This is a genomic window from Pantoea sp. EKM20T, from assembly GCF_011800485.1.
GTDB classification, from domain to species: Bacteria; Pseudomonadota; Gammaproteobacteria; order Enterobacterales; family Enterobacteriaceae; genus Pantoea; species Pantoea agglomerans.
Genome location: NZ_JAALFW010000006.1, coordinates 253,378 through 268,671 on the forward strand (window position 1 = coordinate 253,378; position 15,294 = coordinate 268,671).

General features: G+C 57.6%; 15 protein-coding genes and 1 other RNA gene. 7 read left to right on the top strand and 9 right to left on the bottom strand.

Annotated features, from left to right (window positions below; genetic code table 11):
* Window positions 1-163 precede the first annotated feature (163 nt).
* Window positions 164-577 (top strand): DoxX family protein, encoded by a 414-nt coding sequence (locus HFD94_RS13225; RefSeq protein WP_010256522.1) that lies wholly within the window; start codon window positions 164-166, stop codon window positions 575-577.
* Window positions 578-653: 76 nt separating this feature from the next.
* The gene (locus HFD94_RS13230; RefSeq protein WP_033769817.1) at window positions 654-1,628 is read left to right on the top strand and encodes a glutathione S-transferase family protein; all 975 of its coding nucleotides are present in this window, start codon (window positions 654-656) and stop codon (window positions 1,626-1,628) included.
* A gap of 367 nt (window positions 1,629-1,995) precedes the next feature.
* Here the strand turns inward: HFD94_RS13230 and rnpB are convergent.
* Together rnpB and rsmI are read right to left on the bottom strand one after the other, a co-directional pair.
* An RNA gene (rnpB, locus tag HFD94_RS13235) (RNase P RNA component class A) lies at window positions 1,996-2,374 on the bottom strand.
* 33 nt (window positions 2,375-2,407) lie between these two features.
* The gene (rsmI, locus tag HFD94_RS13240; RefSeq protein ID WP_010256516.1) at window positions 2,408-3,274 is read right to left on the bottom strand and encodes a 16S rRNA (cytidine(1402)-2'-O)-methyltransferase; all 867 of its coding nucleotides are present in this window, start codon (window positions 3,272-3,274) and stop codon (window positions 2,408-2,410) included.
* A 62-nt stretch (window positions 3,275-3,336) separates the two neighbouring features.
* Here rsmI and HFD94_RS13245 point away from each other — a divergent pair, with 62 nt between their 5' ends.
* The 4 genes from HFD94_RS13245 to dolP are packed head-to-tail and all read left to right on the top strand — an operon-like array spanning window position 3,337 to window position 6,903.
* Window positions 3,337-5,361, top strand: coding sequence for a penicillin-binding protein activator (locus tag HFD94_RS13245; RefSeq protein ID WP_167433194.1), 2,025 nt, complete (start codon window positions 3,337-3,339; stop codon window positions 5,359-5,361).
* The gene (locus HFD94_RS13250) at window positions 5,319-5,714 is read left to right on the top strand and encodes a YraN family protein (protein WP_010699787.1); all 396 of its coding nucleotides are present in this window, start codon (window positions 5,319-5,321) and stop codon (window positions 5,712-5,714) included. Before HFD94_RS13245 ends, HFD94_RS13250 begins: the two co-directional genes overlap by 43 nt.
* A gap of 14 nt (window positions 5,715-5,728) precedes the next feature.
* Window positions 5,729-6,316 (top strand): DnaA initiator-associating protein DiaA, encoded by a 588-nt coding sequence (diaA, locus tag HFD94_RS13255; RefSeq protein WP_010256507.1) that lies wholly within the window; start codon window positions 5,729-5,731, stop codon window positions 6,314-6,316.
* A 14-nt stretch (window positions 6,317-6,330) separates the two neighbouring features.
* A complete protein-coding gene (gene dolP / locus HFD94_RS13260; protein ID WP_010256504.1) occupies window positions 6,331-6,903 on the top strand; it encodes a division/outer membrane stress-associated lipid-binding lipoprotein in 573 nt (190 codons plus the stop codon).
* 52 nt (window positions 6,904-6,955) lie between these two features.
* Here the strand turns inward: dolP and HFD94_RS13265 are convergent, their stop codons facing one another.
* On the bottom strand, window positions 6,956-7,660 hold the full coding sequence (locus HFD94_RS13265; protein WP_132500092.1) for a pirin family protein: 705 nt from the start codon (window positions 7,658-7,660) through the stop codon (window positions 6,956-6,958).
* Between the two features lie 129 nt (window positions 7,661-7,789).
* Between HFD94_RS13265 and HFD94_RS13270 the strand changes: the two genes are divergently transcribed.
* Window positions 7,790-8,689, top strand: coding sequence for a LysR family transcriptional regulator (locus HFD94_RS13270; protein WP_010256496.1), 900 nt, complete (start codon window positions 7,790-7,792; stop codon window positions 8,687-8,689).
* Window positions 8,690-8,698: 9 nt separating this feature from the next.
* Here HFD94_RS13270 and HFD94_RS13275 read toward each other — a convergent pair whose 3' ends face one another.
* The 6 genes from HFD94_RS13275 to HFD94_RS13300 form a co-directional block, all read right to left on the bottom strand.
* Window positions 8,699-10,621, bottom strand: coding sequence for a transcription antiterminator (locus HFD94_RS13275; RefSeq protein ID WP_031594357.1), 1,923 nt, complete (start codon window positions 10,619-10,621; stop codon window positions 8,699-8,701).
* Between the two features lie 108 nt (window positions 10,622-10,729).
* Window positions 10,730-11,470, bottom strand: a complete 741-nt coding sequence (locus tag HFD94_RS13280; RefSeq protein WP_167433195.1) for a KDGP aldolase family protein — start codon at window positions 11,468-11,470, stop codon at window positions 10,730-10,732.
* Window positions 11,467-12,588: a DgaE family pyridoxal phosphate-dependent ammonia lyase gene (locus HFD94_RS13285; RefSeq protein ID WP_033769812.1), complete on the bottom strand. Its 1,122-nt coding sequence runs from the start codon at window positions 12,586-12,588 to the stop codon at window positions 11,467-11,469. The genes HFD94_RS13280 and HFD94_RS13285 overlap by 4 nt, the downstream gene beginning before the upstream one ends.
* On the bottom strand, window positions 12,572-13,702 hold the full coding sequence (locus tag HFD94_RS13290; protein WP_167423763.1) for an amidohydrolase/deacetylase family metallohydrolase: 1,131 nt from the start codon (window positions 13,700-13,702) through the stop codon (window positions 12,572-12,574). The genes HFD94_RS13285 and HFD94_RS13290 overlap by 17 nt, the downstream gene beginning before the upstream one ends.
* Window positions 13,703-13,745: 43 nt before the next feature.
* Window positions 13,746-14,387 (bottom strand): DUF4310 family protein, encoded by a 642-nt coding sequence (locus tag HFD94_RS13295; protein WP_010256482.1) that lies wholly within the window; start codon window positions 14,385-14,387, stop codon window positions 13,746-13,748.
* Between the two features lie 11 nt (window positions 14,388-14,398).
* Window positions 14,399-15,175: a DUF4311 domain-containing protein gene (locus HFD94_RS13300; protein ID WP_010256480.1), complete on the bottom strand. Its 777-nt coding sequence runs from the start codon at window positions 15,173-15,175 to the stop codon at window positions 14,399-14,401.
* Window positions 15,176-15,294 lie beyond the last annotated feature (119 nt).

Here is a 15,294-nt window from a genome sequence, read left to right on the forward strand (position 1 = left end):
CATCAGAATTTCTGAAAAACACTGACAGTATATCTCGCTTACAACCTTTCCACTCCGCGACTATCATCTCCAGCTATCAACCCAATGAACGCAATACTGCTTTCAGCGGGCATAAACCTTGCGGGCAGCTTGCCCTGCATCCCTGATAGCGCTGGAGTAAATGATGAAAAAATTCGAAGACGTTGGTTTGTTACTGGCTCGCATCCTGATGCCAATCCTGTTCATTACGGCTGGCTGGGGCAAAATCACCGGTTATGCAGGTACTCAGCAATATATGGAAGCAATGGGCGTCCCGGGCTTTATGCTGCCGCTGGTTATCCTGCTGGAGTTTGGCGGCGGTCTGGCTATCCTGTTTGGTTTCCTGACCCGTTTCACTGCCCTGTTTACTGCAGGCTTCACCATCCTGACCGCGTTTCTGTTCCACAGTAACTTTGCCGAAGGCGTGAACCAGCTGATGTTCATGAAGAACCTCTCTATCGCCGGGGGTTTCCTGGTGTTAGGTCTGGTGGGTCCTGGTGCATACAGCATTGATCGCCTGATCAGCAAAAGAAAAACACAGCCAGCGATTGCGCGCTAATCTCACATAAAGCGTAATGCCACATATACTTAGCAGGGCGGGGACATTTCCCCGCCCTGTTTGCATTGGAGCCATTATGGGACAGTTAATTGACGGTGTCTGGCATGACACCTGGTACGACACCAAATCTACCGGCGGACGCTTCAAGCGTTCAGAGTCGGCTTTCCGCAACTGGGTTACCGCGGATGGCAGTGCTGGCCCGGTGGGTAAAGCGGGATTTGTCGCCGAACGCGACCGCTATCATCTTTATGTCTCGCTGGCCTGCCCCTGGGCGCACCGCACGCTGCTGATGCGTCAGCTGAAGGGTCTGGATAGCATGATCGATGTCTCCGTGGTGCATCCGCTGATGCTGGAGAATGGCTGGACCTTCGATGATAATTTTCAGGATGCGACCGGCGATAAGCTCTACCAGAATGAGTTCCTCTATCAGCTCTATCTGCACGCCGATCCGCAATACAGTGGCCGTGTAACCGTGCCGGTATTGTGGGACAAGCAGCAGAACACCATCGTCAGCAATGAGTCTGCCGATATCATCCGCATGTTCAACAGTGCGTTTGATGCTGTCGGTGCCCGTGCCGGGGATTATTATCCTGTTGCTCTGCACGAAAAAATTGATGAACTGAATAGCTGGATCTACGACACCGTGAACAACGGCGTTTACAAAGCGGGCTTTGCCACTTCTCAGTCCGCTTACGACGAGGCAGTCACTGCGCTGTTCCATTCGCTGTCGCGGCTGGAGCAGATTTTAGGCCAGCATCGCTATCTCACCGGCGATCAACTGACCGAAGCGGATCTGCGGTTGTGGACCACACTGGTGCGATTTGATCCGGTCTATGTGACCCACTTTAAATGCGATCGCCATCGCATTAGTGACTACAGAAACCTGAGTGGTTTCCTGCGTGATATCTATCAGATGCCTGGTATCGCAGAGACGGTTAATCTGCCGCATATTCGTCATCACTACTATTGCAGCCACAAGACCATCAATCCGAATGGCGTCATTTCGCTGGGCCCGGCGTTTGACTGGGACGAGCCGCACGGCCGCGGTTAAGCTGCCTGCATATCGCGCAGGGAGCAGATACAATCTGACCGCAATGACAATCTAAACGCGAAGGGAACAGGGTCAGAAGAGGAAAGCGTCCCGCGCCAGGGATGGCGCGGGCCGAGCATGTCAGGGATGACGGATTTTGCGACTTTCCGATCTGACCCTGTTTCCTTTGCAGGCGCGATCTCACCGCTGACCTTCAAACCACCGCGCGTCACAAAGCAAAAACCCCGCCGAAGCGGGGTTTTTGATAAAAAGTCGAAGCTGACCGTTAAGCCGCCTTCTTTTCATAGAAAGCGTCGTGGGCAGTCATTCATCCTGTCACCGCACGTCACAAAGCAAAAACCCCGCCGAAGCGGGGTTTTTGATAAAAAGTCGAAGCTGACCGTTAAGCCGGGTTCTGTCGTGGACAGTCATTCATCTAGGCCAGCAATCGCTCACTGGCTCAAGCAGCCTACCCGGGTTCAGTACGGGCCGTACCTTGTGAACCCCTATTTGGCCTTGCTCCGGGTGGAGTTTACCGTGCCACGAACTGTTGCCAGTCGCGCGGTGCGCTCTTACCGCACCCTTTCACCCTTACCTGATCCCATTTCTGGGCCATCGGCGGTTTGCTCTCTGTTGCACTGGTCGTAGGCTTGCGCCTCCCAGGCGTTACCTGGCACCCTGCCCTATGGAGCCCGGACTTTCCTCCCCTCTGCCCGTCTCCCCACAAGTGAGGACGACGACAAAGCGGCGACTGTCTGGTCAGCTTCGGCGCGGGATAATAGGACATTCGCCGGCATTTGTCACGCCTCTTGCTGCTCCAGCGCATACTTATAAAGCGCATTTTTCTTCACGCTGTGGATCTCAGCGGTCAGCGCAGCCGCGCGTTTCAACGGCAGCTCTTTTTGCAGCAGCGCCAGCGTACGCAGCGCATCGGCTGGTAACGCATCTTCATCATCGGTCTTGTACCCTTCGACAATCAGCACCATCTCGCCTTTGCGACGATTCTCATCTTCTTTTACCCACGCCAGCAGCTCGCCGACCGGTGCACCGTAGATCGACTCCCAGGTTTTAGTCAGCTCGCGCGCCAGCACCACGTAGCGTTCGGCACCCAGCTCACTCACCATATCCTGCAGGCTGTCGATCAGACGGTGGGTCGACTCATAGAAAATCAGCGTGCGCGGCTCCTGCACCAGCGCCCGCAGGGCGTCGCAACGGCCTTTGGTTTTGGCGGGCAGAAACCCTTCGTAACAGAAACGATCGGATGGCAGTCCTGCAGCACTTAACGCAGCAATGGCAGCACAGGCGCCCGGCAGCGGCACCACACGAATGCCCGCTTCACGGCAGCGACGCACCAGATGGTAGCCCGGATCGTTGATCAGCGGCGTGCCAGCATCAGAAACTAAGGCTATGCTTTGACCCTCCTGCAGCTTGGTCAGCAGCAGTTCAGCCTTGTGCTGCTCGTTGTGGTCATGAAGTGAGAAGAGTCGCGCATTGATGGCGAAATGTTGTAGCAACAGTCCGGTATGACGTGTATCTTCCGCAGCGACCAGATCGACGCTCGAAAGCACCGTCAGCGCCCGCTGGGTGATATCACCCAAATTACCAATCGGGGTTGGAACGATGTAGAGCGTGCTGGCAGAAATCTCTGCCCGATCGAGTTGTTTCATTGTTTCATCCGAATTGCCGATTTAATATTGAGCATCTTGAAAAAAACATCACTGGATACAGTATGCTTCCTTCAAAAGTCGTTCGTCATAAAGCAGGACGCTTTCTGCCTGTCATTCTTGCTGGGCTGATTTTAGCCGCATGTAGCGGTCAGGGGCCGCAAACCTCAACCGTCAATATTCAGGGGCCCGTCACAGCCAGCTCCGCTTACTATCTGCAGCAAGCGCAGCAAAGCAGCGATGATAGCAAGACCGACTGGCAATTACTTGCAATCCGCGCCCTGTTGAAGGAAGGAAAGTATCCTGAGGCGACTCAGCAACTGAGCCAGTTGCCGCAGCAGCTCTCTGAGACGCAGCAACAGGAATTCCTGCTGCTGAAAGCGCAATTGCTGATTGCACAGCATAAGATCAAAGACGCCGAACCGCTGTTAGCGGCAGTGAAAACCGGCGCACTGTCGCAGGATCAGCTGGCGCGTTATTACAGCCTGCAGATCGCCAGCGCACAGGGTCGCCCTTCACTCTCGCTGCTGCGCAACTATATTGCCCAGGAGCCGCTGCTGAAAGGCACCGATCATCAGGGCAATATCGACGCCACCTGGCAGACACTGACCCAGATGTCGCCGCAGGAAGTCAGCAACCTGGTCATCAATGCCGATGAAAATGTGCTACAGGGCTGGCTGGATCTGCTCGCGGTCTGGCGCGCCAACACGCAGGATGCCGAGATGCTCAAGTCAGGCATCAAAGACTGGCAGACCCGCTATCCGCAGAACCCGGCGGCCAAAACGCTGCCGACGCAGCTGAGCCAGATGCAGAACTACACCAAAGCTTCAACCAGCATCATCGCGCTGCTGCTGCCGCTGAATGGCCAGGCACAGGTGTTCGCCAACGCGATTCAGAAAGGCTTTAATGATGCGAAGAATGGCATCTCCGCGCCGGTCGCTCAGCCTGCGGCAGCTCAGCCCGCCGCTGCTGTTGCAACTGCCAGCACCCAACCCGCTGCCGCTGCTGGTTCTTCCACCGATCCAATCAGCGCGCCGCAGCAGCAACAGCCTGCCGACGCGACGCCACAGCCTCAATCACAGCCTGCTGCCGCGGAACCGGCCAGCAACGCACAGATCAAGGTCTATGACACCAGCAGCCAGCCGATTGAACAGGTGATGCAGCAGGCACAGCAGGATGGTGCCACCATCGTGGTCGGCCCGCTGCTGAAAAGCAACGTTGAGAAGGTCGCCAACAGCCAGACGCCACTGAATGTGCTGGCGCTCAACGAGCCGGAAAAGATCCAGAACCATCCGAATATCTGCTACTTTGCGCTTTCTCCTGAAGACGAAGCGCGCGATGCGGCGCACCATATCTGGGATCAGGGCAAACGCCAGCCGCTGTTGCTGGTTCCGCGCAGTGGACTGGGCGATCGCGTCACCAACGCCTTTGCTCAGGAGTGGCAGACGCTGGGTGGCAGCACCGTGATGCAGCAGCGCTTTGGTTCGACCTCAGAGCTGAAACAGGGCATTAACAGCGGCGCGGGCATCAGCTTATCCGGTACGCCGGTGAACGCTGCACCTGCCGAGCCGCAGGGTGTTACGATTGCGGGCCTGACTATCCCGGCACCGCAGCAGAACACGCCAGATGTGGTCAGCACCAGCAGCGGCGGCGGCGTCGATGCGGTCTACATTGTCTCAACGCAGGACGAACTGCAGCTGATCAAACCGATGATTACCATGCGCACCGGCAGTCGTAGCAATATCTCGCTCTACGCCAGTTCGCGCAGCGCGCAAGCCGGTGCCGGCCCGGACTTCCGTCTGGAAATGGATGGCCTGCAGTTCAGCGATATTCCGCTGCTCTCCGGCAGCAATCCTGGCCTGATGCAGCAGACATCAAAGTCATTCAATAATGACTATTCGCTGGTGCGCCTCTATGCCATGGGAATGGATGCCTGGACGCTGGCGAATCACTTTAACCAGATGCGTCAGTCACCTGGCTTTACGCTGGACGGCAATACCGGCAAGCTCAGCGCCGACACGGATTGTGTGATCAACAGGAAGTTGACATGGAACCAGTATCGTCGGGGCGAAATCGCACCGGCCAACTAAATCGGCGTCAGACTGGCGCCAGGTATGAAGAAGATGCCCGGCGCTATCTGGAGCAGGCTGGCCTGATATGGGTCGCCAGTAATGTTCACTTTCGCAATGGTGAACTTGACCTGATAATGCGTGACGGGCACTGTTGGGTGTTTGTTGAAGTTCGCTACCGACGCGATGCGCGTTATGGTGGCGCGCTCGCCAGCGTAACCCGGAATAAACAACAAAAGCTGCTGCGCGCTGCCGCTCTCTGGCTGGCGCAACGCGGCGGCAGTTTTGAAACAGTGAATTGCCGTTTCGACATCATCGCCATTACCGGCACGGCGCTCGAGTGGCTGCCGAATGCCTTTAATGCAGACGTTTAGAACCAGGTGGTCGTGTGCAGGACAGAATTAAAGCGTGTTTTACCGAAAGTATTCAAACTCAGATTGCCGCAGCCGAAGCGTTGCCCGATGCCATCTCCCGCGCCGCTATGACGCTGGTGCAGTCGTTACTGAATGGCAATAAAATCCTGAGCTGTGGCAACGGTGCCTCATCCGCCAATGCACAGCACTTCGCCGCCAGCATGATCAACCGTTTCGAGACCGAACGCCCAAGCTTACCGGCGCTGGCGTTGAGCGCCGACAACGTGATGCTGACCGCGATTGGTAATGACCGCCTGCACGATGAAATCTATGCCAAGCAGGTGCGCGCTCTGGGACACGCAGGCGATGTGTTACTGGCTATCTCAACCCGTGGCAACACCCGTGACATCGTTAAGGCCGTAGAAGCGGCGGTAACACGCGATATGACTATCGTTGCGCTTACCGGGTATGATGGCGGAGAGCTCGCCGGACTGCTGGGTCCGCAGGATGTGGAGATCCGCATTCCGTCGCACCGCAGCGCCCGTATTCAGGAGATGCATATGCTCACCGTTAATTGCTTATGCGATCTGATCGATAACACTCTCTTTCCCCATCAGGAATGACCGAAGGAGCACGAATGAAAGCATTGAATGCTATAGCTATTCTGTTAACCGCCATGCTGCTGCAGGGCTGCGTTGCGGTTGTGGCGGGTGGCGCAGCGGTTGCCACTAAAACGGCCACCGATCCACGCTCGGTGGGTACGCAGGTTGATGACAGCACGCTGGAGCTACGCGTGACTAACGCGCTGGCTAAAGATCAGCAGATTAAAACCGATGCCCGCATTATCGCCACGGCCTATCAGGGCAAAGTGTTGCTGACCGGTCAGGCGCCTTCGCAGGAGATCGCCGGTCGAGCCAAACAGATCACCATGGGCGTTGATGGCGCAACCGAGGTCTATAACGAGATCCGTATCGGCCAGAAAGTGACGCTGGGCACCACGTCTTCAGACACCTGGATCACCACCAAAATCCGCTCGCAGCTGCTGGGCAGCGATCAGGTGAAATCCTCCAACGTGAAGGTGACGACGGAGAATGGCGAAGTGTTCCTGCTGGGTCTGGTGACACCGCAGGAAGCGCAGGCAGCGGCTGATGTCGCCAGCCGCGTCAGTGGCGTGAAGCACGTCACCACGGCCTTCACCATGCTGAAGTAATACGCAAAACGCAAAAAAGGCGGCCATGGCCGCCTTTTTTATTGCCCGATGTTCAGACCGGAATGTCGATGACCAGTGCGCGGGTCGCGGTTTTCGCCGTCAGTTGCAACACCTTCTCTTCCTGCAAAAAGGCACCATCGCCACAGCCCAGCTTCTCCTGATGATCCGTGCCGGACATCGCTTCCAGCGAACCGTGAATCGACTGCAGATAGGCACGCGGCCCCTGTAACCGCAGCGAATGCTTTTCGCCTGGTGCCAGCTCGACCTGATGAATCCACACCTGCTGACGCAGTTGCAGACTGTCGTCCATGCCATCCGGCGAGGCGATCAGCTGGGACAACCGGCCATCCGTCAGGGCGATTTTCTGCATCCGCGGATTTTCGCGCTCCGGACAGGCGGCCAGCCAGAGCTGCATGCGTGTCAGCGGTCGATCTTTGCTCAGGTTCATTTCGGTGTAACTCACACCCGGCTGGGCAGAGAGCAGCAGCGCCTCCCCTTCCCGCACGCTGATGGTGTTGCCTTCGCTGTCGCGGTATTCAGCTTCACCCTGCAGCACGATGTTCAGGACATCAACCTGTGGATAGGTGCGCGGCTGAAAAGCAGCACCCGGCGCCAGCACTTCCTGGTTCAGTACGCGCAGCGACGCGTACCCCATCAGTTTGGGATCAAAATAGTGGCCAAAAGAGAAACTGTAGCGCGCCTGTAACCAGCCGAAATCGGCCTGACCACATGCGGACGCACTGCGTGTCGTTATCATTGTTTACCTCCAGCATCCGGTGACGAGGATCGGCCACGGACTATATGCTCCCATGGTAAAAGTCTGGACGCCGGATTGTTAGCCAGTTAATCTGCCGGGCATGTTCAAATTTCCTGACAGAGAACCGGGATGGCTAAAGAGCGTGCGTTAACCCTTGAATCTTTACGCGTTATGGATGCGATTGATCGGCGTGGCAGTTTTGCCGCGGCGGCGGATGAACTGGGGCGCGTTCCTTCCGCCCTCAGCTACACCATGCAAAAGCTGGAAGAGGAGCTGGATGTGGTGCTGTTTGACCGTTCCGGTCACCGTACCAAATTTACTAACGTGGGACGCATGCTGCTGGAGCGTGGCCGGGTGCTGCTGGAAGCAGCCGATAAGCTCACCACCGATGCGGAAGCGCTGGCACGTGGCTGGGAAACCCATCTGACCATCGTCACCGAAGCGCTGGTACCTGTTGATGCGCTGTTTCCGCTGGTGACGCGGCTGGCCGACAAGGCCAACACACAATTTTCGCTGGTGACGGAAGTGCTGGCGGGCGCGTGGGAACGGCTGGAACAGGGCCGGGCCGATATCGTGATCGCCCCCGATATGCACTTCCGCGCCTCCACCGAGATCAATACGCGCAAGCTCTACACCATGATGAGCGTCTATGTCGCCAGTGCTGACCACCCGATTCATAACGAGCCTGAACCCCAGTCTGAAGTGACGCGGGTGAAATACCGTGGCATTGCGGTCGCAGATACCGCGCGTGAGCGTCCGGTGCTGACCGTGCAGTTACTGGATAAGCAGCAGCGCCTGACCGTGAGCAGCATGGATGACAAGCGCCGTGCGCTGCTGGCTGGCCTGGGCGTGGCGACCATGCCCTATTCGCTGGTGGAGCAGGATATTGCGGAAGGCCGTCTGCGGGTGGTGAGTCCGGAATATACCCGCGAGGTCGATATTATTATGGCGTGGCGGCGTGACAGCATGGGCGAAGCCAAATCCTGGTGCCTGCGTGAGATCCCGCGCCTGCTGGCGAAGAAAAACTAAAGCGCCGATTCAGGGCGAGGGCCAGGAGCGGCTCAGGCAATCCATCGCCACTGCCCTGAAGCGGGTGAAATCGGTGCTGTCCCGCAGGCGGGTCATCGCCCTTTCACGCAGGAACGTCACAAACAGATCGTATATCGCCATCGCCTCTTCATATTCACTTTTGCTGATCGCCAGCAGGAAAATGACATAGGCGGTATCGTCTCCCCAGGCGATGCCGTGCGGCGCCAGCACCGTGTAAACCACGGTTTTCTTTGCCAGTAGCCCCAGCGAGTGCGGCAGCGCAATGCCTTCGCCGAGCATGGTGCTGACAATCGCTTCGCGCTCTTCAACCGACGGATAGAACGCCGCATCCACAAATCCCTCCGCCTCCAGTTGATCGCACAGCTGGCGAAACAGTTCAGACTGGGTCATCGGCCTGTCGACGATATGAAAGTGCTGAGCATCAAAAAATTTCGCCAGCATATAGGGCCGGGTACGGTCCACCAGCACCAGCTTACCAATCTGTTCCAGCTGAAAACCGGTGGGAAACGGCGACATCACCACCACCGGCTTCTCTTTTTCGCTGAGCCGGATGGTAGAGATAACAAAATCTTCGTCGATGCGGCTGCGCGCCTCATACTCGCGCTGCGACAGGCGGGCCGTGACCTGCAACTGCGGATATTTGCGCAGCAGCATCGCCTCAATCATTCGCAGCGTAGAGTTACCGCTGTCGCAGACCAGCAGCACCTGCGGATGACGCTGATAACCGACGTCATAGTGGCGCTCCAGCCCGACACCGATATGCAGCACCAGAAAGCCAATCTCATTCTCGGTGATGACGTAAGGGGTATATTTTCCCCAGCTGGTCACCGCCGCTAAGGTGACATCATAGGCCATGGGATAGTGCTGTTTGATGTTGCTGAGCAGCGGGTTGGGAATATGAATCTGATAGCGCACCCGCGTAATCATGGTTTTGATGTGGGTGAGCAGGTCAGCACGCAGTTGCTGATCGTTTTGCAGATTGAAGTTGTAATGCGTGTTGATAAAACTGAGCAGATAATCCACCAGCGCGTCGGCGTCATCAGCATTGATGGCGCTGGGAGCAATCGCCTGAATGCGTCGCGCGGCGATATTGACCCGCAGCCAGTTCTCTTCCGCCGGTGAAATCGGTTTGCTGACCAGCGGACGCATCAGATTAATCAGGTGATGGGCCGCTTCACGCACCTCATCACCAATCTCCTCTGCACCCGGATCGTTAAGCGGATAGCCTTCACTGATGCGCCGCACCGCCACGGCGCAGTAAAGCCGCAGATAGCGTTCACCTTCATCGCTGAGCCGAATGTTGTGCTGAGCAAAACAGCTTTGCAGCAGCGGGCGCAGCGTCTCCAGCATGCCGCTGTTCAGCGCTTCGATAGTGAGCAGCGGGCTCTCGGGCTGCGCCTGATCAATTTGCCATAACAGGTCAGTCAGGCAGGTACGAATCGCCACTTCGCTGCCAAACAGTTTCATGCCGTAGTGTGGCTTGCTCTCAATGGTGAGGTGATAGCGCCCCAGCCATTCGCGCACCTCCGCCATATCATTCTGCAGGGTCGCGCGGCTGACAAACCACTCCTCTGCCAGCTCTTCAAGTTTCAGGGAATAGGCGGCGGTAAGAAAGCGGGTCAGCAGGTAGCGAACCCGATCCGGCGAGGTGCGCGGCACCCGCAGCGGCGACGCGGTATGCTGTTGCAGATGCTGAAAGCGCTGAGCATCCTCAATCTTCAGCTGATAGCCCGCGCCGCGATTGAGGACAAACTGCGCGCCATGTTCTGCCAGCAGCGCATTCAGCGCCGTGATATCGGTACGCACGGTGCGTGTCGAGACGGCGAAACGCCGCGCCAGCTCATCCTGAGGCAGCGTTTCGTTTTGCATGGCATCGAACAGTTGCGCAAGGCGCTGATTGGGAAATCTCACAAGCGTTACCTGTTTGCAGACAGAAATAGGGAACATCAGCCTACGGAGATCGTCTCGCAACGTCCATGTTGCGCGATCTAGCCTGTTGCAGGCAGATCGTGTTGATCTCTAAGCCAGCAGCGTTTTACAGATGGCCAGCAACTGCTTCACATCTTCAATGCGGGTCTCTCCGCTGTCTTTGTCGATGATCGAACTGTAGACGTGCGGGATCACTTTGCTGACGCCCGACTCCAGCGCTATGCGCACGATCTCACCGAAATTTTCCAGATCGATGCCGCCGGTTGGCTCCAGCCAGAAATCCAGTTTTGCACAGGCTTCCGCCACAGCGCGATACTCATCCACCGCCTGCAGACCGCCCATCGGGAAATATTTTACCGAGCTGCCGCCCATATCCTGCAGCATCGCGATCGCCGTTTCGACGGGCACGATCCCGTCACGCTGTTTTGAGCTGCGCGATCCGGTGGAGATTTTCACCTGACCTGGCGTACCGGTGGGCGAGATCAGACCGTTCACTATTGTCTGCGACTGCCCCAGCAGCGCACGGCTGGTGGCGACGCCGGTAAAGACCTGATTCACATGCTGCGGTTGCAGCACTGCCGCGAGCTCACTCACCATCTGTGACTGGTTGGGATCGCCCGCACCCAGACCAATCGAGAGCGCATTATCGATATGCGCGGCATACTCGCGCATATCGGCGATAGCGGCTTCATTGCTGGCGTAGTTTTTCGACAGCACGCCGACCAGCACATGCCCTTCTGCCGCCTGCCAGATGGCGCGCGCATTCTCTTTCGATCCCGCCAGTACGTTAAGGCAGAGACGATCCTGATAGAAATTGGGGGTCAGCGTCATGCGTTTTTCTCTCCGTTTAACAGTGCCTGAATGCGGGTGAAAATAGTGTGCAGTTGATCGGCGCTGACGCTGCGCACGTCCGCCTCAATGATCCCTTCGTTGGCTTTGTAGCCACGGAAGTAGATCGCCACGTCGCCGTTTTTCAGCGCCTGCACCAGATCGCCGGTGCGCTGCTGGATCGCGGCTTCGTCGAACTTGATCTCAGCACGGGCGATGTCGCGTCCGGCGGCGTCCCACACTACCCGGGCCGTCACGCCATTCAGACTGTTGAGCTGTTCAATAAACGGCGTCATTTTTTCCACCATCTGCGCGCCGCTGATTTTTGGCTGCGTCAGATAGTTTTCAATCGCCTGGGTCAGCCCCAGGATCCCCTCTTTGCCCACTTTCATCGCGCGGCCAATGCCGTTGGTCTGGCGCTTGACCCACTCAACGTAGTGGTGTCGGCCAATCACCAGTCCGCTGGTCGGCCCTTCAATCGCTTTTGCTCCGCTGTAGATCACCAGATCGGCACCCGCCTGGTAGTAGCATTGCAGATCCTCTTCCGCTGCCGCATCGACGATCAGCGGGACGCCATGCTGGCGCGCAACGGCTGCGGCCTGCGCCACATCGAGATGGCTCTTCTGCACACAGTGGTGCGATTTTACATAGAGGATCGCCGCGGTCTGTGGGGTGATCGCCGCCGCCAGTTGGGCGGGTGAGCACTCGTTGCTGTAACCCGCTTCCACCAGTTGTCCGCCACCCAGTGCCACCATGCTGCCGACCGGTGCGCCATAGTTCACGTTGTGCCCTTTCGGCACCACAATCTGATGCGGGACGGTCAGCGGCGCGGCATGCAGGTTATCCACCAGCCAGTCGTTGTCTTTCACAATCACCGCCGCCACGCTCTGGGCGATACCGGCCGAGGCGCAGGAGACCACCAGCGCGTTCTCCACCTTCAGCAGACCGGCGATATAAGCACCGGTCTTATCCACCAGATCTTTCATTTCGAAGTAGTGATCGAGGCCATATTTCACCGTATCGATCACCTCACTCGATGGCGTAGAGACGCCGAGGATCGTCATACGGCCAGAGGCGTTAATCACCGGCTTCAGGCCATACTTTTCATATACCGAGGTCATGCGCTATTCCTTCTTCAGTCGCGATCCACGTACCAGCAACGACGGCCGCCAGCGGGACCAGATGCTTCTCACCTGCGACCTGTTCACCTTCTGAATCGATGAATGGCCGGGTTTCCTCTTTGACGCTAAACACAGTCAGATCGGCGTCGTAGCCGACTTTCAGCTGGCCTTTGCGCTGCAGGCGCAGTCCTGCCGCCGCATTGAGCGTTACGCAGTCAATCACCTGCGGCAGCGTCATACCGACACTGAAAAATTTCGACATCACATGCGCCAGGTTGTGAACCGGTCCGGCCAGACGATTGCGGCAGTAGATGTCAGAGCTGATGGTGTCGGGCAGAATGCCCTGCGCAATCGCCGCGCGGGCGACTTCAAAGCTGAAGCTGGCACTGCCGTGGCCGACATCAAGTTTGACGCCACGCGCGATAGCCTGTTTTACCGCCGCTTTGAGTTCGCCCTGCGGCGTCAGGATACGGTTGGGTTTGCCGTTAAAGCAGTGCGTGATGATGTCACCCGTGGTGAGCAGATCCGCAATCTGGTCGAGATTGGGCGGATTATTGCCAATGTGAACCATCAGCGGCAGCCCGCCGGTTTCCTGCTGGATCGCCTTCGCTTTGATCAGCGGCTGCACACCATTCTCGCCCACTACGCTGCTGCTGATGCGCGCCTTGAGGCCGACAATAAAATCGGGCAGCCGCGCCACCGCCTGCTGCACCGCCTCGCCATCTATCTGCGTCATGTCAGCCAGCTCATTCTGGGTGACGATACCGGTGCGGGCGATATTGATCAGCGCATAAACCTGGGTCTGTGCCGCGCGTGTCAGCCGGTAAAAGTCATCAATGTGCTCTGCGCCGGTGCTGCCCGCATCGACAACCGTGGTGACGCCATGCGCAACACCAATCGCATCCGCTTCATCATGATAAATCGGTGATTTGGGATAGCAGTGAACGTGGGAGTCGATCCAGCCTGCGCTGAGGTAGTAACGGCCAGCCAGATCGCGCTCGCGCTGTGCGTTGCCCTGCACCTTGCCTATGGCGGCGATGCGGCCATCCTGCAGCGCAATGTCGACCACCTGCTCATCGCTGAGACGCGCACCGCGAATAATCAAGTCGTACATGGTTTCTCCTTAACGGCAGCCCGCTGCCGGGCTGCCGGTGAGATCAGAGAGCAATCGGAAACAGTGCCCCAAGGATCATCGCGCCGAGGATAGCGCCGCCGGTAATGGGCTTGTTCCAGAGATAGAAGAGCAGCGCGCCCAGCAGCGAACCCAGGCCAATCGGAATGGATGCCGCCATGGCTGACAGGATGATCAGCGGCCCCAGAAAGCGCCCCGAGGCATTACCCGCACCCATCATCACGTCTGCGCCGTAGGTTGAGTCGCTCTGATTGATGGTGAATTTACGCGCCAGAATAATCAGGTAGCCAATCGCCACACCAATCACCAGGCCCGTCGCCAGCGAGGCAGCGAAGTTCGCCACCGGGAAGACAATGCCCGCACCCAGCAGCAGTGCCGGAACGCCCAGCCCGACGCCGGTCTGAATCGCCCCGCCGATATCCAGAATGCCCACCAGCGAGCCTTCGATGATACGGGCGAACAGGAAGCTGGCACCAAAGGCGGCGACCGCGCCGTAGACGCCGGTCTCCATGCCTGCGCGCAGCATCGACACAAACGCCACTTCATTGAACGCGCCGATGCCATAGAGGTAATACATGTGTGTCCCGGCAAAGACGCCAGAAGAGAGCAGGCCAACAAAGATCGGGAAAGACCAGTCGGCGTACCAGAAGCCTTTATTTTCGTTCATCGCATCGCCTCTTATTTGCCGCTGACTGAGTTATGGATCATGTCGAGCCAGCCGGGAATGCCGAGCTGGAAGGACTGCAGCAGCTTCATATCGAAACCACGGAAGAAGCCGCTCAGCACAAACAGCAGCACGATGGCGGTCATCATGACTTTGGTGACCCGGTTCCAGCCGCTCTCTTCCACGCCTTTACCGATCAGGATACCCAGCACCAGTCCCGGCACGGCGTTGCCCATGATCAGCTGCGCCAGACCGCCAAAAATGGTGGCCCAGAAACCTGACTTTCTGCCCGCGTCGATCGCCGCCAGCCAGAAGATCACCGGCATGACGGTGTTCACCAGCAGGTTAGCGGCGGGCACCAGCACTTTGACTGCCGTGACCTGCAGCGCAGCCGGAACAGCCGAGGCGGTGGAGTTGAGGAAGGCGACCACGATCATGCCGATGATGCCGCAGGCGATGGCCATTTTTTTCGGATCGTGCAGCGTCTCCGCCACATTACGATTCTTCACCATCAAGGCGGCCGCACCCCAGTTTGGAATGATGCGATGATCCACATCCTGAGTGAATGAACCGGCTGCAACCGACGATGCCCAGGCATTGAAAAAGAAGCCAAGACCAAAGGAGAAGTGGGATGCCGGATCGCCCTCGCACGAGTTCAGTTCGCCCAGCGTACGGAAAGCGCCCATGCCCTGAGTGGTTGGCGCGTGGAACATGCGCGCCGCACCCGCACCGACGCCGACCCCTACCAGCCCGCCAATGATCAACGACTTAAACAAAATGATTAAAAACATGTTGTTGTACCTTGTTGTCGTTTTTACCTGCCCAATCGCACGCCGCCGCATCGCCCACGCCTGATCATCGCGATGTCGCGACAGCAGAGCATCGGGCAAACGGCTGGCTGGCGTTAACA

What these genes read in the sequence shown, in the direction of transcription:
- HFD94_RS13225 (WP_010256522.1), top strand. Translation starts at nt 164, where the DNA reads ATGAAAAAATTCGAAGACGTTGGTTTGTTACTGGCTCGCATCCTGATG.
- HFD94_RS13230 (WP_033769817.1), top strand. Translation starts at nt 654, where the DNA reads ATGGGACAGTTAATTGACGGTGTCTGGCATGACACCTGGTACGACACC.
- rsmI (WP_010256516.1), bottom strand. Translation starts at nt 3,274, where the DNA reads ATGAAACAACTCGATCGGGCAGAGATTTCTGCCAGCACGCTCTACATC.
- HFD94_RS13245 (WP_167433194.1), top strand. Translation starts at nt 3,337, where the DNA reads ATGCTTCCTTCAAAAGTCGTTCGTCATAAAGCAGGACGCTTTCTGCCT.
- HFD94_RS13250 (WP_010699787.1), top strand. Translation starts at nt 5,319, where the DNA reads ATGGAACCAGTATCGTCGGGGCGAAATCGCACCGGCCAACTAAATCGG.
- dolP (WP_010256504.1), top strand. Translation starts at nt 6,331, where the DNA reads ATGAAAGCATTGAATGCTATAGCTATTCTGTTAACCGCCATGCTGCTG.
- HFD94_RS13265 (WP_132500092.1), bottom strand. Translation starts at nt 7,660, where the DNA reads ATGATAACGACACGCAGTGCGTCCGCATGTGGTCAGGCCGATTTCGGC.
- HFD94_RS13270 (WP_010256496.1), top strand. Translation starts at nt 7,790, where the DNA reads ATGGCTAAAGAGCGTGCGTTAACCCTTGAATCTTTACGCGTTATGGAT.
- HFD94_RS13280 (WP_167433195.1), bottom strand. Translation starts at nt 11,470, where the DNA reads ATGACGCTGACCCCCAATTTCTATCAGGATCGTCTCTGCCTTAACGTA.
- HFD94_RS13285 (WP_033769812.1), bottom strand. Translation starts at nt 12,588, where the DNA reads ATGACCTCGGTATATGAAAAGTATGGCCTGAAGCCGGTGATTAACGCC.
- HFD94_RS13290 (WP_167423763.1), bottom strand. Translation starts at nt 13,702, where the DNA reads ATGTACGACTTGATTATTCGCGGTGCGCGTCTCAGCGATGAGCAGGTG.
- HFD94_RS13295 (WP_010256482.1), bottom strand. Translation starts at nt 14,387, where the DNA reads ATGAACGAAAATAAAGGCTTCTGGTACGCCGACTGGTCTTTCCCGATC.
- HFD94_RS13300 (WP_010256480.1), bottom strand. Translation starts at nt 15,175, where the DNA reads ATGTTTTTAATCATTTTGTTTAAGTCGTTGATCATTGGCGGGCTGGTA.